This is a genomic window from Paenibacillus oenotherae, assembly GCF_019443105.1.
Taxonomy (GTDB): domain Bacteria; phylum Bacillota; class Bacilli; order Paenibacillales; family Paenibacillaceae; genus Paenibacillus_Z; species Paenibacillus_Z oenotherae.
In genome coordinates this window covers 79,831-102,933 of sequence record NZ_JAHZIJ010000019.1, presented here as the reverse complement: position 1 = coordinate 102,933, position 23,103 = coordinate 79,831, and the positions used below count along the sequence as shown (strand labels likewise).

Here is a 23,103-nt window from a genome sequence, read left to right as displayed (position 1 = left end):
GTTCGTTTCATCCTCCATGAAGTGTTTGATCTCCGCCTTCATAATGGATTCCAGGTTTTCTTTTACAAACTGAGTGACAAGATTTTCAAATAGGTTTGTGAGCTGGTTTTCTGCTATTATAGTCATGGAGTAGAGTCCCTTCTTGGTGCGTGGTAACCCCGAGGATACTCTACTTTTTTGTTCCCTGTTAAGGGGCCAAATCTTGGTACACAAACTATTGTACGTCATCCTAGAGCGGGAGAAAAGCCTGCTTTTTTGCAGGGATGCTCGCGGTTCCGACGGAACGCTAGTCGGGCCAGGTGGCATAGATCGGCGTTTTTGCAGGGATGCTCGCGGTTCTGGCGGAACGCTAGTCGGGCCAAGTGGCATAGATCGGCGTTTTTGCAGGGATGCTCGCGGTCCGGCGGAACGCTAGTCGTTCCAGGTGGCATAGATCGGCATTCTAGCAGGGATGGTCGCGGTTCCGGTAAAGCCGTCCCACTGTACAGGCCGTGGTAAACTGTTTTGCGGATAGCGGGTGGTCGGCCTTCTATTTCCGCTTGGAGGAGAATAAACATTATAGAACCAATACTGGGCGAATATCATAGGATGAGGAATGAGAAGTCCGATGACCGAGGAGGGAAACGACTGGTGATGGTGAACAAGCAAACGCGTGATTGGTATCCGTTTGTCGGCCCGTTTGATCCATGCCCGCCGATTTATGTGAAATCTTATTATGTGCCGCCGAATCAATATATCCCGTTTCAGCCGATGGGTTTACAGCAATTCTCGCTTCAAGAGGCGCTCAGGCTGGGCACATTATGGCCTGCTTTGTACAGCCCTTATGAATCGAAATGCGGCAAGGGGGCAGGCAATGAATAAGAAGCTGGATGCGAATTATTACAGCAAGCTCCTTGAGCTGCAGCAGCTTGATTTTGCACTCGTTGAGCTGACGCTGTATTTGGATACACATCCGAATGATCTGCAGGCGATTCAGCAGTTTAATCAACTCGCACAGCAGCGGCAGCAGTGCGCCCATCAATTCGAGATGCAGTATGGGCCGCTATTGCAATTTGGACATAGCTACTCCAAATATCCGTGGCAATGGATAGAGACCCCTTGGCCTTGGCAGGTGTAGGTCAGGTGTAGCACATGATAGTTAAGAACATAGAAGCGGGTACGGGAGGGATGGACACGAATGTGGATTTATGAGAAGAAGCTGCAGTACCCTGTTCGAGTGAGCAAGTGTTGTCCGCGTACGGCAAAATATTTGGTCGAGCAGTATGGCGGAGCGGATGGAGAGCTGTCAGCGGCTCTGCGGTATTTGAACCAGCGGTATACGATACCGGATAAGGTTGTGGGTTTATTGACAGATATTGGAACGGAAGAATTCGCTCATCTGGAAATGATTGCCACAATGATCTACAAGCTGACGAAGGACGCAACGCCCCAGCAGCTGCAGGAAGCCGGATTAGGAGAGCATTATGCCAATCATGACAGCGCGCTGTATTACAATAATGCTGCTGGCGTCCCGTGGACTGCCGCATACATTGCCTCCAAGGGCGATCCGCTCGCCGATCTCTACGAGGATATTGCTGCTGAGGAGAAGGCGCGGGCGACCTATCAATGGATTATCGATATGACCGATGACGTAGATCTGCAGGACAGCTTGAAGTTTCTGCGAGAGCGGGAGATTGTGCATGCGATGCGGTTTAAGGAAGCGGTCGAGATCATCAAGGCGGATCGGGATACGAAGAAAATATATTAATGAATAAAGGGCTGATTGCGTCGTGCTTGTAACGCAGTCAGCCCTTTATTGCGGCATTTCTAATATACATCCCGTGCGTATCTCTTGGATTGTGCCATTTCCTTCACATAGGCCTCCGCTTCGGCGGGATTCATTCCGCTATGCTGCCCAATAATCTTTTTCAGTGTGGCATCCACCTCCTTGGCCAGCTTGCTTGCGTCACCGCAAATATAAAAATGGGCGCCCCCTTTGATCCATTCCCACAACTCGGCTCCTTGTTCCATCATTCGATGCTGAACGTATATTTTCTCCGGCTGATCCCGGGAGAAGGCGGTATCCAGGCGGTGCAGGTACCCGTCTCTTTGCATAGTTTCCAGCTCATCCTTAAAGTAGAAATCCAACGCAGCTCTTTGTTCGCCGAAGAGGAGCCAGTTTCTCCCCTTTGCTCCGGTTGCCTGACGTTCTTGAAGGAACCCGCGAAATGGCCCGATTCCAGTGCCTGCCCCCACCATAATGATCGATACATCGGAATTAGCGGGAAGGCGGAAATGTGCAGACTTCTGGATGAAGACAGGGATCTCGGTATAATTCTCCGCCCGATCTACGAGGAAAGCGGAGCAGACCCCTTTTCTAAGTTTGCCATCATGCTGGTAACGGACGGTTGAAACTGTAATATGAACCTCGTCCGGACAGGCTTTCGGGCTTGAGGAAATGGAATATAAGCGATGCTGCAAGGGCTTGAGTATGCCGATAAAATCCTCCGCGCTAACGGACAACGGGAACTGCAGCAGCAGGTCAGCCAGTTGCCGTCCCCACAGCCATTTTTTTAACTGCGCTTTATTCTCGCTTCGGAGTAGGTTGGCAAGCTCCTCGTTATTCGAGCGCTCCTGAACGAATTGAAGTATCGCCGGGGTTATGCGGGCAATCTCGAAATGCCGGAGCAATGCTTCGCTGAGGCTCATCTCCCCGCGTTCTTTAATCGTGACGCGGTCGAGCGGATTGAGCTTGGCTGCTGCTAGTATCTCTTCCACGAGATCCGGGCAGTTGGTTGGCCATATGCCCAGAGCATCGCCGGCTTCGTATTGCAAACCGCTGTTTTTGAGGTCGAAGACGTAGTGGCGCACCTCTTTCTCTGAGCCTTCTTTATTTAAATGCCGGCTGGCGGCGACATGTGTGAGCAGCGGATTATGGCGGTCATAAACCTTAGTCTCTGCGATCTGATCCGCAGCAGCAGCGGCAGATGATTCAGTCTCTCGAATCGCATTATCGAGCGCCTTCTCGGATGCAGCAAGCCATGCACTGGCCTTCTCTTCATAATCGGTATCGCAATCGCTGCGATCCAGAAGCCGCTGCGCGCCAAGCTGCTCAAGCCGGGCATCCAGATTGCGGCCGAATCCGCAGAAGGGATCATAGCTGGAATCTCCGAAAGCGAGCACGGCATAGCGGAGCTCAGGCAGCCTCGGCGTGTTGTCATCTTGCAGGGATTTCCAGAAACTCTCGCCATTATCTGGCGGATCACCGGCTCCGAAGGTGCTTGTTATGAACAGGACATATCGTTCTGTGGCCAGTTCTGCGATGGGATAAGCATTCATGCTTACAAGCCGGATACCGTAACCGGACTGCTGTAATTTTTGCGCACAGCCGTTTGCCACCCCTTCCGCATTTCCGGTCTGTGACGCCCAAAGAATAGTAACTGCCGGTTTGGCTGCTCCCTGCGCTTCTTCTGGAGAAGACGAAACGGACGCCTCGGTTTCTGCTGGCCGTATGGGCAGCGCAGGAGCTGGCAGCAATTCTGCGCCTTGCAGATAGGTGCGGGAGAATAGTCCGGCCAGCATGCCATCCAGCCAAAAACGTTTGGCCGGCTCAAGGGGAGCGGTGGGCGGCAGTACCGGAATGCCAGGAGCGGGCCGTGATTCCTCGGCGCGCAGACTGGTTATGAAGCCAGCGAGATAAATTTTCTCATGGTTATCCAACGTCATCGTCGATGAGGATGGAATACCCAGCATGTTTGCAAACGTGTCGATTTGTGCCATGTACACGGCCTCCTTCTGTTTGACGACCGCTTCGTCAGCATGAATGTGAGCCTTGGTTTCATCCTGCTGCGGCGGTGAATGTTCCCTTATTGGCTGCTCAGTAACGGGAGTAAGCGAAATTGCGCAATATTTGAATTCGGGTTGAAGGGATATCGGATCGATCGCGTCGTTGGTGACGGCATTGATCGCCAGCTTCTCGCCAAATACGTCATTCCAATGAAAAGGAGCGAAGCAATTGCCAGGCCGTACCCTGTCGGTAACTGCCGCAGGCAGAACGGCGAGACCGCGCCGTGAGCGGATTTCTATGCGCTGCCCTTCGCTAACGCCGAGCATCTCCGCATCTTCAGGATGAATTTCGATAAAAGGGCCCGGGTTTAGCTTGTTTAAAGTCGGTATCTTCCCAGTCTTGGTCAGGGTGTGCCACTGATGCTGCAAGCGGCCGGTGTTCAATACGAAAGGAAACTCCTTATCCGGCATCTCCGCAGGCGGCAAGAACGGTCGGGCGAGGAAAATGCCCTTTCCGCTTTCGGTCGGAAAGACGATTCGCGGGCGGCTGCCGTCCGGATTCTCCTTTAATGTCTGGCTAGCTCCATTGTTCAAATAGCGAATTGGATTCCGATCATTTTCGCTATCTGGAGCACAGGGCCATTGCATCGGCGTCTGGAGCAGACGTTCATAGGTAGCGCCGCGAATGTCGTAACCGGTCTTCGGGTTCCAAGCCTGCTGAATCTCAAGGTAGACCTCGGCCGAAGAATTGTAGGAGAAAGCGGAGGCATAGCCCATTTCGCAGGCGACTCGGGCGATGATCTGCCAGTCCGGCAGTGCCTCTCCGGGAGGATCAACCGCTTTCTGCATCAAAGTCAGGTTCCGCTCGGAATTGATCATGACCCCTTCGGCCTCTGACCACAACGCGCCAGGGAGCATAATATCGGCATATCGGTTGGTCTCGGTATCGAAGAAAGCATCTTGTGTTATGACGAGCTCGGCTGCCTGCAGAGCTGCAATGACGTTCTGGCGGTTCGGGACAGTTGCAACGGGATTGGTGCAAATAATCCAGCATGCTTTAATCTCTCCGGCCTGCATGCTTTGGAACATGGAGATTGTTCCGGAGCCTAGCTCGGTTCTAAGAGTGCCAGGGGGGACTTTCCACAGCTCCTCAATAAAGGTGCGCTCGGATTCGACGAGCACCGAACGCTGTCCGGGAAGCCCCGGGCCCATATATCCCATCTCTCGGCCGCCCATTGCATTGGGCTGGCCGGTTAGCGAGAAGGGGCCGCTGCCGGGGCGGCATATGGCGCCTGTAGCCAGATGCAGGTTGCAGATGGCATTGGTGTGCCATGTGCCGTGTGTGCTCTGGTTAAGTCCCATCGTCCAGCAGCTCATCCACTCCGGAGACTTGCCAATCCACTCGGCGGCTTTGCGAATATCCGCTTCAGGGATGCCGGTTATGCCGGCTACCTTGTCAGGCGGGTAATTTTCCAGGAAGGTGGGCATGTTCTTCCAGCCCGATGTGAATGCAGCGATGAAAGCCGGATCAGTATGTCCGTTCTTGACAATCAGATGCAAGAGGCCATTAAGAAGGGCGAGATCAGTGCCGGGCGTAATTTGCAAGAAGAGCGATGCCTTATCTGCGGTCGCGCTGCGGCGCGGATCAACAACAATCAGCCTGGCTCCTGCTTTGACCCGATCCATAACCCGGAGGAATAGGATGGGATGACAGTCAGCCATATTTGCTCCAATGACGAAAAACAAGTCGGTATGATCCATGTCCTGATAAGAACCGGGAGGTCCGTCGGCGCCAAGCGACAGCTTGTAGCCGCTGCCTGCGCTCGCCATGCACAATCGTGAATTGGACTCAATGTTATTCGTGCGAACGAAGCCTTTGGCCAGTTTATTGATGAGATACTGCGCTTCCAATGACATCTGGCCTGAGACATAAAAGGATAGAGCGTCAGGGCCATGTTGATCAAGGATGGCACGCAGTCTCAGCGCCGTTTCGCTGATGGCTTGATCTGCTGAGGTTTGTACCGGTTCGCCGTTGCGCGCTGGACGTCTATAAGCGTATTCCATCCGCCCGGATTCAGCGATCGCTTGAGCACAGGTGCTGCCTTTTGTACATAGTCTTCCGAAATTGGTCGGATGCTCCTTGTCGCCAGCAGCTTTCACTACGCGATTGCCGGACACTTCGAGTACGATGCCGCAGCCGACGCCGCAGTAAGGGCAGACACTTTTAATTTTTTTAGTTGACATGTTTGTTCACCAGCATTGACGTGCATAGCACGAATGGATTTGATTGATCGAAGGATGGCGAGAAATGGGTTATAACCAAACATAACTAAACATAACTGATTATGCTTAATATATATCGCACTACGATTGAAGTCAATACTTTATGTTAGGTAAAATGACATAAAAATAGCGGAATAGGATATTGTCGCTGGATCCCCTTCTTTTATTCGGAAATATCTTTCGTTCTATGTCAGGTTTAGGGTAATTGTCCTCTTTCTTGGTATGCGGTACACTGAAATTATTATGCTGCAAGGAGTTGGAGACATGGCTGATGAGCGTTTGCCGAAGCATGTGTATGAGCAATTGGCTCTCTTTCGATATCGTATTCGCAAATTTATCAGGTTCAGCGAGGAAGCGGCGCGGGTGAAGGGACTGACTCCTCAATACCATCAGCTCATGCTTTCTATTATGGGGTTCTCGGGTCGGGAGCAGGCTACGCCGAAAGAGCTTGCCGAGCGTCTGCAAATTACCCGTCATGCTTGCGTGGAGCTTATTAAACGCTGTGAAGAATTGAAGCTGGTGCAGCGACTTCCTAATCCGGAAGATGGCCGCAGTATTTTTATTCGACTCACCGATTACGGAATGGGTATTCTTGAGGAATTATCCGAAATTCATCGGGATGAATTAATGAGAGCGGGGCTGCTGGAGTTTCGGTACGACCCCATTCCACGGGAACAGGATTAACTTCGGAGCCGCTGCAATACTCGAGCCTTAACGGATTCATTCCTATCCATCGGCCTCTTCGATAGCCGAAGAGGTTTTTTGTTATGTTATTAAATATAACATCAGTATTGACTTTATCGCAGAACGATATATATTTAAGTATAAATGATTATGTTTAGATATAATTGGTTAATCATTTTTTTGATGAGTTTATTGTAAATTATGCTTGTACACGATGGGGATGCAGCTCTAATCGTCGTGACTTGAGGGAGGGGATTAACGCCGGCGGGGTAAAACGGACAATGGCCCCTTAGGGCCATATAACAGACGAGCATCCCCGTAAGGATAAGAATCATTGCTGTGGAGGCATAACGTTCAGGTTTCGTACAAAATTTGTCCTGTTCGGGACAGATCATAACCTGCAATTGCTGTAAGCTCCTGTATGAAATCCTCGGAATGAAGAACGGCCATAAGGGAGCGTATCCAGGATTGATTGTCCGGTTTTTTGATCACAACGAGGTCATAGCTTTCTTGAATCAGGGGCAGAAATTCGACATTGCCGACAATGGACACTGCTTTCTCGATGCCTACGCCAATATCAGCTTCGCCGGAAGCTACTTTGGCAGCTACAGACAGATGATTGGTGAGCACATGGTCATAGCCATGAAGCTGGTTCGGTTTGATGCCGTGAAGCCGGAGCTGTTCATCAAGCAGCACTCGGGCGCCTGAGCCCCTCTCCCGGTTAACAATACGCAGCTGGCTGCGGCTTAAGTCGGCCCAGCCTTTAATGTTATGCGGATTCCCTTGTGCGACAACCAATCCGGCGCTTCTGGCAAGCAGATTGACGACCATATAGGAGGAACCGACAAACAGCTTGCGAATATAGGGCAGGTTGTACTCGCCGGTATCGCCGTCCAGCAGATGAGTGCTGACAATATCCGATTGGCCCGAGTACATGCTGATCAGGCTGTCGAGACTGCCGACATGAGACCGCAATGGCCTGACGCCGGCCGCATGTTTCTCCAGATGCTTGGCCAATATGTCTAGACTAATGTCCTGGCCTGTAATAACAAGCGGACGGATGCCATGATTAACCGAGGTTGCAGAGGTGACGGCGGGAGCTGGATGCTCTGATTGAGCCTGGGGCGGAACTCCCTTGCTTTTGAGCTTGTACGCATTCAGATCAGAGGCATCGACCCGCATTTGTTTGCCCACCCGATAGGAGGGGAGCTCGCCTTTTTTGATCAAATCGTAAACGGTGAGCTTGGAAATCTTTAATAGCTTGGAAATTTCTTCTGCTGTATAGGATATATCCTCGGACATCTTATACCTCCTGGTAGAAGGATCAACGAAAAATCTCTTTATATTGTATCACACCTGATATTGTTAGCGTTAACACAGGGCGTTGCAGTTAGAATTGCGTTTAGCTGAAGAACATATATAGACGGAGGGAACATCATGTTTAAATTTATGAAAAGCAGTATGCTGGTATCGATTATCTTGATCTTGTCGCTTCTATTGGGCGCATGCGGTGCGGGTACGAATTCGAATTCGCAAACAACGCCCCCGGCACAATCACAGGCTGAGGCGCAAGGGAACGAGACGCCAGCGGAAACAGTTGAACTGACCGTCTCGGCAGCGGCAAGCTTGACGGATGCTTTGAAGGAGATTCAGACTCTGTATGAAGCAAGCCATAAGAACATTAAGCTTGTTTATAATTTTGGAGCATCGGGAGCGCTGCAGAAGCAGATCGAGCAAGGAGCTCCGGCGGATTTGTTCTTCTCCGCATCATCCAAGAATATGAAGGCGTTGGTAGAGGGGGAATTGATTCATGCCGACAAGCAGCGCAACCTGTTGTCTAACGAGCTTGTTGTTGTCATGCCTTCTGATGGAGCGGCGGGCATTGGAAATGAACAGGATTTGAAGAAGGATGATGTGAAAATAGTCGCCATCGGCATTCCAGAGAGCGTGCCTGCCGGAAATTATGCGAAAGAAGCGCTGACTAATGTTCAGTTATGGGACGAGCTGCAGCCGAAAATGGTACAAGCCAAAGACGTTCGCCAAGTGCTGCAATATGTAGAAACAGGCAATGCGGATGCAGGGTTTGTGTACAAAACGGACGCCTTGACCACGTCAAAAGTGAAAATTGCGTTTACAGTCGACCAGAGCGCTTATACGCCTGTGAAATATCCTGTCGGTATCGTGGAGGCTACAAAGCATGCCGGAGAGGCGGAGGAATTTTACAATTTTCTAGGAACCAAAGAAGCGCTGGATGTATTTCTTAAATACGGGTTCACAATCCCGAAATGATAAATCGACATAGAAAATGGAGCTGAGATTTCTAAAAAGTCCTTTTTTGGAAATCTCAGCTCCCACTTTAAGAAGCTGTACGATGTGGAAGGCCTGCGGCCATGGGACTGTTCACGTACTCCTCGCCAGAGGACGATCCGTCATTCAAACGCCGAGACAAACGAGATACGACATGCGAGCCAGGCGAAACATGCGAAACGGCATTAATGTTCTCGTTTCTGACCCCATGAAGGTGAAATGCCTGCCAGAGCGCAGGTATTTCACCTTCATTTCCCCTTAACGGCCGATTTCTTCTCACATTCATGCTTCATCGCAGGAATTTCATCATTATGGCGTCTTCTAACCGAAATTCATGCACATTCGCAGGCTTCTTGCTCCGTCACTCCCCCTTCAAAAACAGTCGGAGTAGGGGGTGCCCCCACCCCCAGAACAGTTGTTTAATGATTTCAGAGTCCCCGCTAAGACGCCCTATAGGATGAAAAAGATGTTTCCAGCCCCTCTTTTAGCTTTTAGAGTGGTTTTCGAGGCATCTTTTCACATCTTTTGGGACTGACTCCTTGGATATTGGACTATTCGGACAGCCTCATTTGCTATTCTGCCGACCTAATTCCCCGATCAGCAGTGACAGATTAATCATTTTTCTGTTGATAAACGAACATACATTCGCTTATAATAACAGAACATACATTCGCATTTAAGGAGATGTTCCTCATGCTTGATGAAAAGTATGCAGGGCGGGTAGTTGAAGTCATATATGAGGATCGGACGGGCAAATTTACGAAGCGTCATATTGAAGTGCGTGGGATTCGCAATGGCATAGTGACAGCTCGGTGCCTGAGAACGAATGCGCCCCGAACCTTTCGGCTGAGCGGCATTTTGGCTGTCAATCTGGTGAGCAAGAATGCCGGCTGACAATCGGACGATCTTCCTTGCGGACTGCGAGTCATTCTATGCATCAGTGGAGAAGGCGGCGAATCCCGCTTTGGCGCATAAACCGGTCGTGGTAGCTGGCGATTCGGAACGCCGCTCAGGACTTATACTTGCCGCATGTCCGCTGGCGAAAGCCAGAGGGATTGCAACCGCCGGGCGGCTTGGCGATGCACTTGGCAAATGCCCCGATCTGGTCATTGTAAAACCCCGCATGCAGCTGTACATTGACGTGTCCCTTCAGATTACGAAGATTTATGAAACTTACTCCGACCTTGTAGAGCCTTATTCGATCGACGAGCAATTTATCGATGTAACAGGCACGCTGCACTTATTCGGAGACGCACGCATGACCGCCCATAAGATACAGCAGCATATCCTGGCCGTCACAGGTGTCTATACCCGGTTCGGTATTAGCGATTGCAAGGTTCTGGCCAAGCTGGCATGCGATAATTACGCGAAAAAGAACGAGAGTGGCATTTATGTGCTGGAACGTGAAGGGCTGGGAGATTCCCTCTGGCAGCTTCCGATAGGGCGCATGTTTATGGTCGGCAATCGAATGGCGAATCATTTCCTCAGGATGGGCATTCATACGATGGGTGACCTCGCCCGAATGCCGCTTCAGGAGCTAAAGCGCAAGCTGCGTGCAAGGTTCGGCAGGAACGCCGATGTGCAAGCTGAGGTATGCTGGAGAATTGCCAACGGAATCGACGATTCACCGGTTATAACCGGCAAGCATGCGGGTGAGAAGTCAGTTGGACATATGATGACGCTCCCGCGGGAATATGCTGCGCGAGATGAGATCAAGGTCATTATTCTCGAATTATGCGAACTGGTGGGAAGGCGCTGCAGATCCATCGACAGGCTGGGGCGAACGCTCTCATTAGGATGCTATGGCGCTGGCTTCAAACGGTCAACAGGCTTTAACCGCCAGATGACGCTGCCGTATTCTACGTATGTGACGAATGATCTCTACCAGTACGCCCTTCAATTGTTTGATCGCTATTGGGATGGTTCGCCGGTGCGCAGAGTCGGGCTCTCCTTGTCAGGCTTTCAGGAAGATGGACAATATCAATTGATACTGGATGACCACAGGGAGCGTCTTGGAGCATTGGAGGCTGCAACAGACAGCCTCAAAGACAAGTACGGAGACGATATTATTATTCGCGCCGCGTCCAAGTCAAAGGCTGGACAGGCTGTTGACAGGGCAAGCAAGCTCGGCGGACATTACAGGTAAAGGGGCGGCATCATGGGAGACTTGAGAAAATTAACGCCCGGCGGCAACTGGCTGTGGGAAGGCAGCCGCATGATGCTTCCCGAGCACAAGCTGGGGCTTAACGGGCATCAGAATGAATTGCTGCAGCGGCGGCAGGTCGAATTAAGCGGTGATGAATGGGAACAGATTTCATTCCTGTTCCAACAATCTATGCAGCACCTGATTGCGATTCAGATCAAGCTATTCGACGAGAATGAGGATTTATACGTTGTCGGTATTGTGTCACGACTTGATCCATTGGGCAGAAGATTTATGGTGGACGGGGAATGGTTTGCTTTTTCCAAGATCGAGGGAGCCAGTTTGCTCTCATACTGACTCTATGAAGCTTTCTTCTGCATAAATATTGGGCGGCATGGGAAAATTCTAACTGTCGCACGCATGTTTCGGGGCGGGCAATGGAATGGCAGACGGGAGGTAGTATGATGATGTGGAGGACACTGGTTGCTTACCTTCCAGGCTGGGAAGTGCTCCTGCAGGCTGCAATTGTATTTCTGGTTCCTTATGTCTTATCGAGCTGCTACGGCCGGATTAGCAAGCAGGGGAGAGATAGATGACAAGGGGGTATTCCGGCGGGGCAGCGGGATCGGATCAACTGGCGAAGTCGGAGCACTTCACAGGAGATATGGAGCTTGATCTGAGGATTGTCGGGCAGTGCTGCGAGCGTCATTCTGATGCACGCATTCGTGAGCTTTATATCGGTCATACGGATATTCGTGCAGCGATTGTCTTCATAGAAAGTCTGTCGGACAATAGCGAGATCCAGAACAATATTATCCGGCCGTTGATGTCCGATTTTGCCGAAAGGTATGAAGGGGACGCCTCCTATGCGGAGGGAACGGTATCGGGTTCATTCCTTATCAATAAAGTTCTGTCAGTCAGTGAATGGGCGGCACAGTCGCGTGTACAGGAGGTTATGAGCGCAGTATTGTCTGGCAGCACCGCACTTCTAATCGCCGGGTCAAAGGAAGTCCTCGTTCTCGGAACTGTCCAAGGAAAGGCCAGATCGCTGGAAGAGCCGGTGTCCGAAGCGGTCGTAAGAGGGGCTAGAATCGGATTCACCGAATTATTGAGCGATAATATCGCTATTTTGCGGCAGCAGGGCATATGTGATGAGTTGAGCGTCGAGCGGTTCCTGGTCGGCAAGCGAGTGAAGAAGGAGCTTGTTATCGCTTATATGGAGGAGATCGCCAATCCGCAATTGGTTGAGGAGATTAAGCGGAGAATAGCCGGGATCGATATCGATATGGTTCAGGAATCCGGTTATGTGGAACAACTGATCGAGGATAATTATCTCAGTCCCTTTCCACAGCTTCAAAGCACAGAGAGACCGGATCGAGTCATGGCCGCATTGATGGAAGGCAGGGTTGGCATTCTGCTTGATGGAACACCCTTCGCGCTTATTGCTCCCGTCACGTTCAGCATGCTGCTGCAATCTCCGGAAGATTACGCTGAACGCTGGATTTCGGGCACGCTCTTTCGTCTTCTCCGGCTGCTGGCTGCAATCAATTCACTGCTTATACCTGCGCTGTATATTTCGTTCATCTCATTTCATCCGGGATTAATTCCGACGAAGCTTGCCATGTCGATTCTTGGAACGAGAGAAGGAGTCCCTTTCTCCTCGCTGGTGGAAGCGTTGATTATGGAGGTTTCCATTGAAATATTAAGGGAGGCGGGGTTGCGTTTGCCTAAGCCGATCGGGCCTGCTATGGGAATCGTTGGAGGACTGGTCATCGGTGAAGCCGCTGTGCAAGCGGGCATCGTCAGTCCGATTCTTGTTATCGTGGTAGCGGTGACGGCGATCTCCTCCTTTGCCATTCCTCAATACAATGCAGGGATTACGCTGCGGATGCTTCGCTTCATCGCTATGTTCTGTGCGGCTGTGCTTGGATTATATGGCGTTGTGCTGTTTTTCCTTCTGCTTTGCAGCCATATGGTCAAGCTCAAGAGCTTCGGCGTACCTTATGCCAGTCCTGCTTCATCCATCCGGATAAGTGATTGGAAGGACTTCTTCATTCGTGCTCCTATTCCGTTCATGAAAAGCAGGCCTAAGCTGCTCCATACGAAGAACACGAAACGGAAGGGCTAAGGGGTGAAGCTGCATGAAGGATGAGAATGATTATTTAACGCCGGTCCAAGTAGCAGTCGTCATTATTAATACGATGCTCGGAGCAGGGATTCTCACCCTTCCCCGTACAACTGTGAATGCGGCGCATACGCCCGATGTATGGATCAGTATTATGCTAGGCGGATTCATTATCATTCTGCTTGGAATGGTGATAGTGAGATTAGGGCTGAGATACAGGGGACAGACATTCTATCAATATGTCAGCAGAATTACCGGGAGATGGATTGGAGCATTTCTGAGTGCGATAGTTATTCTTTATTTTATGCTCGTTGCCTCCTATGAGGTTAGAGCTTTGTCTGAGGTGACAGGGCTCTATCTGTTAGAGGGAACCCCCTCTTGGGCCATCATCATGCCCTTTTTGTGGGTAGGAGGCTATTTGATCCGCGGGGGAGCAGGTGCCTTGGCCCGTCTGTGCGAGGTCATACTTCCGATCACGGGCATTATCTTTTTTCTGACGATGTTTCTGAGCTTTGGCATCTTCGATATTCACAATTTGCGTCCGGTGCTGGGATTAGGCGTGACACCGGTGCTTAAAGGAATCGAACCGGCAATACTCTCTTTTATCGGCTTCGAGACCCTTCTCGTTCTGCAGGCATTTATGAAAACACCCGAGAAAGCTGCCAAATCTGTCATCGTAGGGACATTGATTCCGACTGCGTTCTATGTCACGACTGTAGTTATGGTGATTGGAGCATTGACTGTAGATGGTGTTGTAACGAGAACATGGCCGACAATGGATCTGATACGCAGCTTCGAATTGTCAGGTCTCATCTTCGAGCGCTTCGAATCCTTCCTGCTCGTCATCTGGATTATGCAGATTTATTCTACCTTCACTGTAACCTGTTATGCCTCGGCTCTTGGCATTGCGCAGCTGACCGGAAGGAATCTGAAATCCGTCATTAACGTGCTGCTGCCTGTTATCTATGTACTATCTATGGCTCCGCACAGTCTCAAGGAATTAAACAAGCTCGGGGATGTGCTGGGCCTTACTGCTCTCTGCTTGTTTGGCCTGCTTCCGCCGCTGCTGCTCATTCTGTCCAAATGGAAGGCGGGAAAGAAGGATGGGATTGTATCCTAATCTCAAACGGGTGGTTGTCATCCTGTGGCTGTTGTTATTAACCGGCTGCTGGAGCAGCAATGAGATCGAGGATTTAAGCGTCTATGTGGGAATCGCGCTGGATAAAGGCAGAGAGACTGCTGAAGAGCAGCAATTGAGAGAGCAAGGCGCGACAGATGAGAGCATGGACAGGGTTACCGCAACGCTCCAGATCATTTCATCCAAATCATCCAGCAGTGGAGACCAGTCTGCGAAGGCCAACCAGAAGCCGTTCATGAATACGGCAGGGACTGGAGATTCTGTATTCGAGATTTTTCGCGAGTTCGCCTCAAGAAGAGATCTTCCTGTTATCGGTCATCATATGAAGATCGTTGTCATTAGCGGAGGGCTGGCACGGGCTAATCGGCTGGACGATTTGCTGGACTTCTTTTATCGGGACAATGATATCAGGCCAAGCTGCTATGTAGTGGTGAGCAGAGGAGAGGCCAGGAAGACGCTTGAGACAAAGGTCCCCGGCAGCATTCCCGCTTTTCGGCTGGTTGGCATGATGGATAATCGGAATCGGACACTGGAAGTTATTCCGGCAGTCTCGCTTTCCAAGCTGCAGGGCTATCTGCAATCCGGGACGAGCTTTATACTGCAAAATGTTTTGTCCGCCCAGGGAGAAATCAAATTTTCAGGCGCTGCTGTCATAAAGGGGAAAACGAAGAAGCTTATCGGTTATCTCAATGAAGGGGAGCTTAAAGGGATTGTCTGGCTGAAAGGCAGCGGCAAAGGCGGGCTGGTCAAAGCCTATGACCGCGATTCCGGCAGGGCAATGGCCTATGAGATAAAGTCGATGAAGAGCACAATCAAATCCCGTGCAGACGGCGAGAAGCTGTCGTTTGATGTGAATATCGAATCCGAAGGCCGATTAATCGAATTATGGAACCATGCTAATCTATTCAATCGGCCTTCAACGAAGCAGCTTGAAGCTATATTTGAGCAGAAGGTTCGGCTGCTGATCGATCAAGCAATCAAGAAGATGCAGCAGCAGTACCGGGTAGATGCCGCTGACTTTGGCAGCCATGTTCGTATTGAGCATCCCCGATTGTGGCAGTCGGTGAAGAAGGACTGGGATTCGGTATTCAGCCAATCTCCGATCCATTACAAGGTACAGCTGAAAATAACGGAGTTTGGTAGTTTGATCAATTAGGGTCACAGTGGAGGCAGGTTCCCCAATGAATGGCTTTCAAGGAAACAGGCCAAATTATAAGGGAACGAAACCGAAGGGAGACCATGACATGATTGAAACCAATGATATGAAGCAGGTGCTTCATTATCTGCATGCGGAGATAGTCCGGATCGAAACGATGAGTGGAACATTATCCAGTGTTGAACGTGAACATTACCAGAAGCTGACGAACTTTGAACAGAAGGAGCTAATTGACATTGCGGTGGAGGAGCAAAGCGCTGCCCGCCAGCTCGGTACAATTAAACAGATGTGTCTCAATATGTCCCAGCAGCTTGACGGTTTGATACGCAACATGGATCGGGGAGCCGACAATGAAATTCATTAAGAACATGGTCCGCTCCGTCATGAATGAGGCCATGGATGAAGCACTGTCCCGCTTAATAAAGGATCAATATACCGAGAATATGGCAGCGATGGTTCCGGTCGGGAGGAAAGTCGGCTTTCCGAACTTCATGGAGATTCTGATGCGGTCAGCGCAAGGAACGCCGGTTCCCCGGCCGCTCGGAAGCTATATTCATTTCTCCCCCTGGGAGAGCCTGCTGTTCAACCCTGTCCATTTGTTCCGCATGCCGACACCGGAGCAGCTTGGCATTGGAACATCGGTCACAATCGGACCGCTCGCAAGAAAGCCGCTTACGATCTCGATCCCGATTATGATTGCTGCCATGTCGTTCGGAGGCGCCTTGAGCAAGAGTGCCAAGCTCGCCCTTGCCAAAGCAGCAACAGCCGTCGGAACGGCCACTAATTCGGGAGAAGCCGGGCTGATGAAGGAGGAGCGGGAAGCAGCCCGATTGTTCATTGGCCAGTATAATCGTGGAGGGTGGATGAATACGCCCGACAAATACAAGCAGCTGGATGCGATTGAAATTCAGCTCGGCCAAGGAGCACAAGGCTCCACCTCGCAGCGCACCTCGGTCAAGAACATCGGAGAGGAGTATCGGGAAGTCTTCGAATTAAAAGAAGGAGAGCCCGCAATTATTCACTCCAGGCTCCCTGGTGTTAATACGACAGACGATTTCATTCAGCTTGTGAGACGTCTAAGAGATGAAACCGGCGTTCCGGTCGGACTGAAGATCGCCGCCACGCATCACCTGGAGAAAGAGCTTGAAGTTGCGCTTGAAGCCGGGGTGGATTTCTTGACGCTGGATGGAGCAGAGGGAGGTACGCATGGGGGTGCTCCAACGCTGCAGGATGATGTTGGCTTACCCACTTTGTTTGCTATAACTCGCGCCTCACAGTTTCTGGCGCGCAAAAGAGCGACCGGCAAAGTGAGCCTGATCGCGACAGGAGGCCTGGTTACACCTGGCAGCATGTTAAAAGCGATGGCACTGGGAGCGGATGCCGTCTATATAGGAACAGCCGCGATACTGGCTCTTATAGGAGAGCAGGTTGTCAAATCGGCGCCATTCGAGGCGGCGACAAGCTTGGTTGTCTATACGGGCAAGCGGACCTCCGAGCTGGATGTAGATATGGCGGCCCTCAGCTTGCAGCGTTATTTGAACGCCAGTGTGACGGAGATGGAGCTTGTCGCTCAGTCGCTCGGCAGAACGTCACTTTCAGAACTATCCAAAAGCGATTTATGCACCATGGATGCCGATATAGCCCGGACGACCGGAATTCAGTGGGGCTGGGCCGGTCCGGAGGAGCGGATTCAAGCGGGAGCAGAGTCCGCCTTATTCATGCCGCATCCAAGTCAAATCAGTGAACCGGAATCCGCAGAACGCTATACGACGAATTAGAGTGAATCTTGCCAAGTAAGGGAGGCTTCGGTCAATCCCAAGCTTCCCTGGAATAATGCCTCAATATTAATAAGCGATGCCTGCCCGTGCCCCGATGTAGCTGTTGTCCCACAGCTGCTTGTATGCAAATTGGGCCGTGTCCGCAACGGATATGGACAATCCGTCAAGGGGCAGGCAGTCCCGTTCCACGCGGTAAACCCCCGTACGATCTCCTAAGGGCAAATAAGTCGGACAAACGATGGTCCAATCGAGGCCGGATGCCGACAACAGCTCCCAGACCCGTCGATGCTCCTCAGCCGCCCGGGTAGAGGAGCGGCGGGAGTCGGGTGTCTCATAACGGAGCAAGCCGGGATGCCGCCTGCTGTCAAGAATGCCAGCCGTTCCTATTGTGATTACGCGCTTCACTGCGCAGGCATGCATTGCCGCGATCAATAGGGGCGTGCTGTCGGTTAGCACAGACCCGCCATCCGTGCTTAATGCGCTTATGACTGCGTCCATGCCAAGGACAGCCCGAAATAGATCCTTTTCCACACATGCATCACCGTGCACGACTGTCGCGCCAGAGAAAGAGTTATCAAGCTTCTCAGGGCTGCGAACCAGCAAGGTGACCTGATGCCCGTCCTCGATTGCCTGTGCAGCAACCTCTTTTCCCACCCGTCCTGTTGCTCCTAGTAGAAGCAGCTTCATCGTCACACCCCCACATTTTTTATTCTATCTTAGCGTGGTGTTGCCGGTTTATTCAAGCCCGAGCCGCCTGGACAAGCCTCCGACTATCAGGTTCATAAATTCAGTTGGCCCCGGCAGTTCCGGATGAATGATCAGGATCAGGGCCAGCACAAGCGCACTGCATGCAATAAAGGCGACGGCAAGCCTGGCCTTCCTCTCCTTGGCGGATCTGTATTCACCCCATATGATCAAGCCTGTGACCAGGCAAAGGCCTGCAGCAGCCAGCCATTTCATGACGAATCGCTCCTCTCGCGCCAATTATTTGCGAATAATCGTATCTTCCGGTACACCCTGCGGGCTTTCTGATTTGCCCGAGCGCATAATGAGAACCTTTACTTGCAGACTGGTCTCAACATCAGGGTAGATGCTCTCCCATCTGGAGCGGCTGGCATTCCATTGCTTGGGATAGTGGCGGCGGAAAGCGGCAGCGTAGCCGTAGAAATCAGTTTTCAGCTTCTTCTGCGCGAGATCTATGGACGCTTGAATAATGCCGGTCATTTTCTCCTTCCACAATCGCTCGATGGCTTTCACCTGATCGGGAGCAAGGAGCGCCAGATCGGTCGTGTTCAGCACGATATCGCCCTTAGTCTCGACCTGCACATGCATGCTCCACACCCCCTTTTGAATGCGGGGAGTCATTGTGGTGCGGATCTGGAGCGGCTTAATGGCAACAAAGCCTTTGCTGTCACCAAGCTTTACTGTAAACACATAGTTCTCCAGCTGATTCAGCATAATTAGCACCCCTATGCTAATTGGCTCGGTGACAGTGCGGATATAGGCATCCTTTCTGAAGAGCGCGATCCCCCTCATATAAGGCATGGTAGCCAGCTTGTCCCTTCCCTGCTCCGGGGGCAGTATCCTGAGCCGGGACAGCACGGCCGATTGCCCGACTCCCTCAATCGACTTGGCCAGATCGAGGATCGTCACCTTCGCGCCGAGCTTCAAATTGCCCATCTCACGCAGCGCTTCAGCCGAGCTGCGCTCCAGAGGCGGGAGCAGCGCCAATATTTCCCGGGCAGGCGGCTCGCTCATATAGACGTAAGCATGCTCACGGAATTGGGCGTACCGCAGCAGGAAATCGAGATATTGGCGCAGCCCGCGCTTGGCGGCGTTCTCCCCGATGACGACGGTCTCACAGTGTCCCCAGAACACATGGCGGGATATTTTGGTCTGCAGCCGGATCATAGCCTCGGCCAGATTGCTGCCCGTCGCACTTTTAACAACTGTGACTCCACCAGGAGTGGTTTCGCTGCTTCCGCCTGCTTTTCCACCACTGCTTTGGCGCGGAACAAAAACTTGAGCGGATAAAAGATAGTCCTTCCCCTCACCGGGGCTGTCAATGCCTGCCGCAAGAACGATGGCCAGGTCATTGATTTCGGTCCGGTCCCAGCAGCCCGCCAACAGAACGGCGATTAGAGAGAAGGAAAGCGCCAGTGCAGCGGATCGGAGCAGACAAGCATTGCTCCATGCTGCGGCACAGCTGCGGCAACCAGCTATCCAGGCCATCATGGCGCAGCTTTTCCTTGTCCCGATATTTTTTGCCTCATCATCCCGATTGCCAGCAGGAGACTCGGCAGAATAAGCAGCGCGATCAGTGTATAAAGATTGCTTGAAGCGCTGATTATGCCGCTAATATCTGATTTGCCGCGGGCAATCCAGTAGGCAAATACCGTGCATAGGAATGCTGTCGGAAACACTACTGGACGGTAATCCTTCATGCCAAGCCACTGGGCGATGGTCAGCGAGTAGACGTATAAGAAGACAGAGATTTTGACGAAAATGCCGGAGATCCAGATCGCAATGACAAACGCTTCAAGATGCTGCATAAAGTCGGCAATTGTAATGTAACGGGCGGCGATCATCACGGGGTAGGCGAAGCTTGTCGTCATATCGCCCATGAGGAGCAGACAGACCACATTGATGACGACCATCGACAGCGTGACGTATAGAACGGCTATTATGCTCTTGCGGACAACCTTGCTCCGGTTGTGAACGAACGGAAGCAGGAAGGCAATGAGAATAAATTCCGTTAACCAGGCTGCAGGCGCCAGCGCTCCAACAATCGACGGCCGCAGCCCCTTTTCCCCAATGGGCAGAAACTCGGCGGGATGAAGTTCTCCGATTAATAATGCAAGCAGGAACGTAGCAAGTATAACAAACAGCGCAACGAAGATTTGGCCGCTGCGTGCGATGACCTCAAGGCCGGAGCGGACATTGATCGCGCAGACCAGCACCATTGTGCCCATGATGGCGTACATAGGGGTGTGGGGCAAGGCATTGCTGATGATGAATTCACCATAGGTGCGAATGATGACTCCGGTAAGATGGGGGAGGTACAGCATATAGAACAGACCGAATATTTTGCCCAGGACAGAGCCCAATATAGCAGTGCTCGCTTCGATCATCGTGCGCTCCGGGTACAGCTTGTTCAGCCCAAGTGCTATGAATACGGTCAGAAAACCAACCAGTGCGCCCCAGATGGGGGTAAACCACATGTCATGTCCGGCATGAGCCATCGTAATGCTGGGCACGGAGAGGATCGAAGTGGCGAGAATAGCGGGATAGATCAAAATATTCATTTGAGCCAGAGATATTTTTCCCTTTTCTATCATTGCAAGTCGTACACCTCCTGTTATCTCTTGTTTGCCTGTCTGGCAATGATCGGCATGCCGGGTTTGCGGTTGCTGCGGTGGTTTGAGGACTGATTTCGATTAGCTCCCGGAGGTGAGCGCCAGAATACATCTCTCCACACAGAGGAAGAGGTTGGCGTCACCGGAGAGAGATAGGGCACACCGAAGGAACGGAGTCCGCACAGGTGAATGACGATGAGCATCATTCCGAGCATCATTCCCGTTAGTCCCAGCGTGCCTGCCAGCAGCATAATTGGAAATCGGAGCAGCCGCGATGCGAGACCGGCGGAATAACGGGGAATCATGAAGGAGGCGATGCCCGTTATGGCGACGATAATAACCATGGGCGCAGAGACGATGCCAGCAGTTGTGGCGGCCTGTCCGATAATAAGGGCGCCTACAATGCTGACGGCGGCGCCGACCTGCTTGGGCAGCCGAACCCCCGCCTCCCGCAGCGCTTCAAAGGCGATCTCCATAATGAGCGCTTCAATCAGAGCCGGGAAGGGAATTTCCTCCCGTGCCTTGGCTACGCTCAGCAGCAGCACGGTAGGGATCATTTCTTGATGATAGGTTGTGATCGCTACATAAGCCGAGGGCAGCACCAGCGACAAAAAGTAGAACAGATAGCGCAGCCAGCGAATGAAAATACTCATCATAAAATGCTGGTAATAATCCTCGGGCGACTGGAGCATAGAGAAGAGAGTTACCGGAGCGACAAGGGCGAAGGGCGTACCGTCGATCAGCAGTGCAAACCGGCCCTCCAGCAAATTGGCGCAGACCACATCAGGACGCTCCGTAGACAGCATTTGCGGAAAAGGTGATTTGGGCTGGTCGGAGATCCATTCCTCTATGTATTCACTTTCAAGAATGCCGTCTGTCTCAATGGCTGAAAGACGGCGCATCGCTTCCGCAACGATGGCGGGATCGGTCACTCCTTCCAGGTAGGCCAGTCTGACCGTGGTGTGTGTATATTGGCCGATAGAAATGCTTTTCATTTTGAAGTTGGGATTCTTCATCCGTTTGCGAAGCAGCGAGATATTGACAGTCAAGCTCTCCGTGAAGCCTTCACGGGGGCCGCGCAAGGTGGATTCCGCCGTCGGCTCCTCAACATTGCGGTGCTCGGATTTGGGCAGACCGAAAGTAAGAGCGCTTGAGCTGCCTTCAACAATGAGAATCGGATGGCCGCTGCTGATATTCAGGCTGGCCTCCGTAAGCGTCCCTACTAATTTGGAAGAGGATACAGGCACGATACGATGAAGGGTGTCGGCGTTGAGCGGCAAATTGTCCGGGATGCCCGTTATGAGCGGGCCAAGAATCTGGCGGTCAAGCAGCGCGGTATCGCATAGCTCGGAACGAAAGATAAGGACGGCTTCGATCTTCTGATTGATTTGGAAAGCGTGGAATGTAACATCCGAGCCTTCAGCATAAATAGCGTGCAGAGCTGCTACATTGTCTTGCAGATGAGAGGACAAAGGATGAACGGCTGCTGGTTCGGTATGCTCTTGCAAATGGCGGCGGAGCGGTAAGGGCTTACCGGAGCGACGCAATGATTTTGTCATAGCTGCACCTCATCATCTGAATAATGGAATTGTTGCGTGAGGTTTAGCTTTTCCAAAAAGCCCCTTGTATATGTGCCCGTTCAGCCGCAGCGCAAAGCAGGGAGCCGATGCATCGTCACGACGCAATCGGCTCCCTGCTGCCCATACTATGAAATTGCTTTTCTTTCCTCTTTCAGTTTCTGCAGCTCGGCCTGCACTTCCTCCTGCACATCGAGGGAATGGGGGGTGCCGTATGCGGATTGCTGCACATTGCGTGCAGCGTTCGCTTTGGATTCCAATATCCATACCTTTTCTTCCATCCGGGCAAACCCGCGCATAATTTTATCCCTTTGAAAAGGCGGCATCGCCGCCGCAGCAGCCTCGATTGCCTGCGCTGCATGAGCTCTGGAGATTAAGAAAGACAGCTTGTTCTGCAGCTCCCTATGGGCTTCCGCCAATCTGGCCTGCTCCTCCTTCAAGGCGGAGGCCTGCTCGCGGATCAAAGCCTGCTGCTCGACGTAAGTATTCAGCATTTGCTGATGGTAGAGCTTCTCCTGCAGGGCCAACTCGGCGATGTTGTCTTCCTGCCTGTCCACGGCCAGCCGGGCTTGACGGGCCCGCTTGCTGACGATGGCTTCCGTTCTGGTGATAAGTGCGCCGTTCTGCCTTTCAGCAGCATATTGCTCGGCAAGCGCGTGATGGATCTTCTCGATTTGTTCCTCCAGCTGGCGGATATACTGCTTGGCCATACTGATGGGATCTTCATAGCGATCCAGCATGTGGTGGATATCTGCTGCAGCAATTTCTTTCATTCGTCCGAAAATTTTCAT

General features: G+C 51.8%; 22 protein-coding genes and 1 pseudogene. 14 read left to right on the top strand and 9 right to left on the bottom strand.

What is annotated here, in order from left to right; genetic code table 11:
- Window positions 1-126, bottom strand: a pseudogene (locus tag K0T92_RS25695) (IS256 family transposase); the annotation flags it as partial.
- 507 nt (window positions 127-633) lie between these two features.
- Here K0T92_RS25695 and K0T92_RS20385 point away from each other — a divergent pair.
- Genes K0T92_RS20385 through K0T92_RS20375 form a run of 3 tightly spaced genes read left to right on the top strand, consistent with a single transcriptional unit; the run spans window position 634 to window position 1,747 of the window.
- Window positions 634-861 carry a spore coat associated protein CotJA gene (locus K0T92_RS20385; protein ID WP_219874334.1) on the top strand — a complete coding sequence of 76 codons (228 nt, stop codon included), beginning with the start codon at window positions 634-636 and terminating at the stop codon, window positions 859-861.
- A complete protein-coding gene (locus K0T92_RS20380) occupies window positions 854-1,117 on the top strand; it encodes a spore coat protein CotJB (RefSeq protein WP_219874324.1) in 264 nt (87 codons plus the stop codon). Before K0T92_RS20385 ends, K0T92_RS20380 begins: the two co-directional genes overlap by 8 nt.
- Window positions 1,118-1,177: 60 nt before the next feature.
- Window positions 1,178-1,747, top strand: a complete 570-nt coding sequence (locus K0T92_RS20375) for a manganese catalase family protein (RefSeq protein ID WP_219874323.1) — start codon at window positions 1,178-1,180, stop codon at window positions 1,745-1,747.
- 59 nt (window positions 1,748-1,806) lie between these two features.
- Here K0T92_RS20375 and K0T92_RS20370 read toward each other — a convergent pair whose 3' ends face one another.
- A complete protein-coding gene (locus tag K0T92_RS20370; RefSeq protein WP_219874322.1) occupies window positions 1,807-6,009 on the bottom strand; it encodes a bifunctional nitrate reductase/sulfite reductase flavoprotein subunit alpha in 4,203 nt (1,400 codons plus the stop codon).
- A 303-nt stretch (window positions 6,010-6,312) separates the two neighbouring features.
- On the opposite strand from K0T92_RS20370, the gene K0T92_RS20365 reads away from it, so the two are divergent.
- Window positions 6,313-6,732, top strand: a complete 420-nt coding sequence (locus K0T92_RS20365) for a MarR family winged helix-turn-helix transcriptional regulator (RefSeq protein ID WP_219874321.1) — start codon at window positions 6,313-6,315, stop codon at window positions 6,730-6,732.
- Window positions 6,733-7,086: 354 nt separating this feature from the next.
- On the opposite strand, the gene K0T92_RS20360 is transcribed toward K0T92_RS20365, so the two are convergent.
- On the bottom strand, window positions 7,087-8,034 hold the full coding sequence (locus tag K0T92_RS20360) for a helix-turn-helix transcriptional regulator (RefSeq protein ID WP_219874320.1): 948 nt from the start codon (window positions 8,032-8,034) through the stop codon (window positions 7,087-7,089).
- 135 nt (window positions 8,035-8,169) lie between these two features.
- On the opposite strand from K0T92_RS20360, the gene modA reads away from it, so the two are divergent.
- From modA to K0T92_RS20315, 10 genes are all read left to right on the top strand, one after another.
- Window positions 8,170-9,021 (top strand): molybdate ABC transporter substrate-binding protein, encoded by an 852-nt coding sequence (gene modA, locus K0T92_RS20355; protein ID WP_219874319.1) that lies wholly within the window; start codon window positions 8,170-8,172, stop codon window positions 9,019-9,021.
- Between the two features lie 711 nt (window positions 9,022-9,732).
- Window positions 9,733-9,933, top strand: a complete 201-nt coding sequence (locus tag K0T92_RS20350) for a hypothetical protein (RefSeq protein ID WP_219874318.1) — start codon at window positions 9,733-9,735, stop codon at window positions 9,931-9,933.
- Window positions 9,923-11,185 (top strand): DNA polymerase IV, encoded by a 1,263-nt coding sequence (locus tag K0T92_RS20345; RefSeq protein WP_219874317.1) that lies wholly within the window; start codon window positions 9,923-9,925, stop codon window positions 11,183-11,185. The genes K0T92_RS20350 and K0T92_RS20345 overlap by 11 nt, the downstream gene beginning before the upstream one ends.
- A gap of 12 nt (window positions 11,186-11,197) precedes the next feature.
- A complete protein-coding gene (locus K0T92_RS20340) occupies window positions 11,198-11,539 on the top strand; it encodes a YolD-like family protein (protein ID WP_219874316.1) in 342 nt (113 codons plus the stop codon).
- A gap of 104 nt (window positions 11,540-11,643) precedes the next feature.
- Entirely contained in the window at window positions 11,644-11,778 is a 135-nt protein-coding gene (locus tag K0T92_RS25345; protein ID WP_281423174.1) for a hypothetical protein, read from the top strand.
- A complete protein-coding gene (locus K0T92_RS20335; RefSeq protein WP_219874315.1) occupies window positions 11,775-13,310 on the top strand; it encodes a spore germination protein in 1,536 nt (511 codons plus the stop codon). Before K0T92_RS25345 ends, K0T92_RS20335 begins: the two co-directional genes overlap by 4 nt.
- A 13-nt stretch (window positions 13,311-13,323) precedes the next feature.
- The gene (locus K0T92_RS20330; protein WP_219874314.1) at window positions 13,324-14,427 is read left to right on the top strand and encodes a spore germination protein; all 1,104 of its coding nucleotides are present in this window, start codon (window positions 13,324-13,326) and stop codon (window positions 14,425-14,427) included.
- Window positions 14,411-15,601, top strand: a complete 1,191-nt coding sequence (locus K0T92_RS20325; protein ID WP_219874313.1) for a Ger(x)C family spore germination protein — start codon at window positions 14,411-14,413, stop codon at window positions 15,599-15,601. Before K0T92_RS20330 ends, K0T92_RS20325 begins: the two co-directional genes overlap by 17 nt.
- A gap of 88 nt (window positions 15,602-15,689) precedes the next feature.
- Window positions 15,690-15,965, top strand: a complete 276-nt coding sequence (locus K0T92_RS20320; RefSeq protein ID WP_219874312.1) for a hypothetical protein — start codon at window positions 15,690-15,692, stop codon at window positions 15,963-15,965.
- The gene (locus K0T92_RS20315; protein WP_219874311.1) at window positions 15,952-17,379 is read left to right on the top strand and encodes an FMN-binding glutamate synthase family protein; all 1,428 of its coding nucleotides are present in this window, start codon (window positions 15,952-15,954) and stop codon (window positions 17,377-17,379) included. Before K0T92_RS20320 ends, K0T92_RS20315 begins: the two co-directional genes overlap by 14 nt.
- A gap of 66 nt (window positions 17,380-17,445) precedes the next feature.
- On the opposite strand, the gene K0T92_RS20310 is transcribed toward K0T92_RS20315, so the two are convergent.
- From K0T92_RS20310 to K0T92_RS20285, 6 genes are all read right to left on the bottom strand, one after another.
- Entirely contained in the window at window positions 17,446-18,066 is a 621-nt protein-coding gene (locus K0T92_RS20310; RefSeq protein WP_219874310.1) for an NAD(P)-dependent oxidoreductase, read from the bottom strand.
- A 48-nt stretch (window positions 18,067-18,114) separates the two neighbouring features.
- Window positions 18,115-18,339: a hypothetical protein gene (locus tag K0T92_RS20305; protein WP_219874309.1), complete on the bottom strand. Its 225-nt coding sequence runs from the start codon at window positions 18,337-18,339 to the stop codon at window positions 18,115-18,117.
- A 24-nt stretch (window positions 18,340-18,363) separates the two neighbouring features.
- On the bottom strand, window positions 18,364-19,614 hold the full coding sequence (locus tag K0T92_RS20300) for a Ger(x)C family spore germination protein (protein ID WP_219874308.1): 1,251 nt from the start codon (window positions 19,612-19,614) through the stop codon (window positions 18,364-18,366).
- Window positions 19,611-20,717, bottom strand: coding sequence for a GerAB/ArcD/ProY family transporter (locus tag K0T92_RS20295; protein WP_219874307.1), 1,107 nt, complete (start codon window positions 20,715-20,717; stop codon window positions 19,611-19,613). The genes K0T92_RS20300 and K0T92_RS20295 overlap by 4 nt, the downstream gene beginning before the upstream one ends.
- A 20-nt stretch (window positions 20,718-20,737) precedes the next feature.
- Window positions 20,738-22,294 carry a spore germination protein gene (locus K0T92_RS20290; protein ID WP_219874306.1) on the bottom strand — a complete coding sequence of 519 codons (1,557 nt, stop codon included), beginning with the start codon at window positions 22,292-22,294 and terminating at the stop codon, window positions 20,738-20,740.
- A 146-nt stretch (window positions 22,295-22,440) separates the two neighbouring features.
- Window positions 22,441-23,103: a PspA/IM30 family protein gene (locus K0T92_RS20285; protein ID WP_219874305.1), complete on the bottom strand. Its 663-nt coding sequence runs from the start codon at window positions 23,101-23,103 to the stop codon at window positions 22,441-22,443.

Bases quoted from the DNA above. Each gene is read 5' to 3' on its own strand.
- K0T92_RS20335 (WP_219874315.1), top strand. From the start codon at position 11,775: ATGACAAGGGGGTATTCCGGCGGGGCAGCGGGATCGGATCAACTGGCG.
- K0T92_RS20310 (WP_219874310.1), bottom strand. From the start codon at position 18,066: ATGAAGCTGCTTCTACTAGGAGCAACAGGACGGGTGGGAAAAGAGGTT.
- K0T92_RS20375 (WP_219874323.1), top strand. From the start codon at position 1,178: ATGTGGATTTATGAGAAGAAGCTGCAGTACCCTGTTCGAGTGAGCAAG.
- K0T92_RS20380 (WP_219874324.1), top strand. From the start codon at position 854: ATGAATAAGAAGCTGGATGCGAATTATTACAGCAAGCTCCTTGAGCTG.
- K0T92_RS20360 (WP_219874320.1), bottom strand. From the start codon at position 8,034: ATGTCCGAGGATATATCCTATACAGCAGAAGAAATTTCCAAGCTATTA.
- modA (WP_219874319.1), top strand. From the start codon at position 8,170: ATGTTTAAATTTATGAAAAGCAGTATGCTGGTATCGATTATCTTGATC.
- K0T92_RS20370 (WP_219874322.1), bottom strand. From the start codon at position 6,009: ATGTCAACTAAAAAAATTAAAAGTGTCTGCCCTTACTGCGGCGTCGGC.
- K0T92_RS20345 (WP_219874317.1), top strand. From the start codon at position 9,923: ATGCCGGCTGACAATCGGACGATCTTCCTTGCGGACTGCGAGTCATTC.
- K0T92_RS20290 (WP_219874306.1), bottom strand. From the start codon at position 22,294: ATGACAAAATCATTGCGTCGCTCCGGTAAGCCCTTACCGCTCCGCCGC.
- K0T92_RS20285 (WP_219874305.1), bottom strand. From the start codon at position 23,103: ATGAAAATTTTCGGACGAATGAAAGAAATTGCTGCAGCAGATATCCAC.
- K0T92_RS20330 (WP_219874314.1), top strand. From the start codon at position 13,324: ATGAAGGATGAGAATGATTATTTAACGCCGGTCCAAGTAGCAGTCGTC.
- K0T92_RS20365 (WP_219874321.1), top strand. From the start codon at position 6,313: ATGGCTGATGAGCGTTTGCCGAAGCATGTGTATGAGCAATTGGCTCTC.
- K0T92_RS20300 (WP_219874308.1), bottom strand. From the start codon at position 19,614: ATGATGGCCTGGATAGCTGGTTGCCGCAGCTGTGCCGCAGCATGGAGC.
- K0T92_RS20340 (WP_219874316.1), top strand. From the start codon at position 11,198: ATGGGAGACTTGAGAAAATTAACGCCCGGCGGCAACTGGCTGTGGGAA.
- K0T92_RS25345 (WP_281423174.1), top strand. From the start codon at position 11,644: ATGATGATGTGGAGGACACTGGTTGCTTACCTTCCAGGCTGGGAAGTG.
- K0T92_RS20315 (WP_219874311.1), top strand. From the start codon at position 15,952: ATGAAATTCATTAAGAACATGGTCCGCTCCGTCATGAATGAGGCCATG.
- K0T92_RS20320 (WP_219874312.1), top strand. From the start codon at position 15,690: ATGATTGAAACCAATGATATGAAGCAGGTGCTTCATTATCTGCATGCG.
- K0T92_RS20350 (WP_219874318.1), top strand. From the start codon at position 9,733: ATGCTTGATGAAAAGTATGCAGGGCGGGTAGTTGAAGTCATATATGAG.
- K0T92_RS20295 (WP_219874307.1), bottom strand. From the start codon at position 20,717: ATGATAGAAAAGGGAAAAATATCTCTGGCTCAAATGAATATTTTGATC.
- K0T92_RS20325 (WP_219874313.1), top strand. From the start codon at position 14,411: ATGGGATTGTATCCTAATCTCAAACGGGTGGTTGTCATCCTGTGGCTG.
- K0T92_RS20305 (WP_219874309.1), bottom strand. From the start codon at position 18,339: ATGAAATGGCTGGCTGCTGCAGGCCTTTGCCTGGTCACAGGCTTGATC.
- K0T92_RS20385 (WP_219874334.1), top strand. From the start codon at position 634: ATGGTGAACAAGCAAACGCGTGATTGGTATCCGTTTGTCGGCCCGTTT.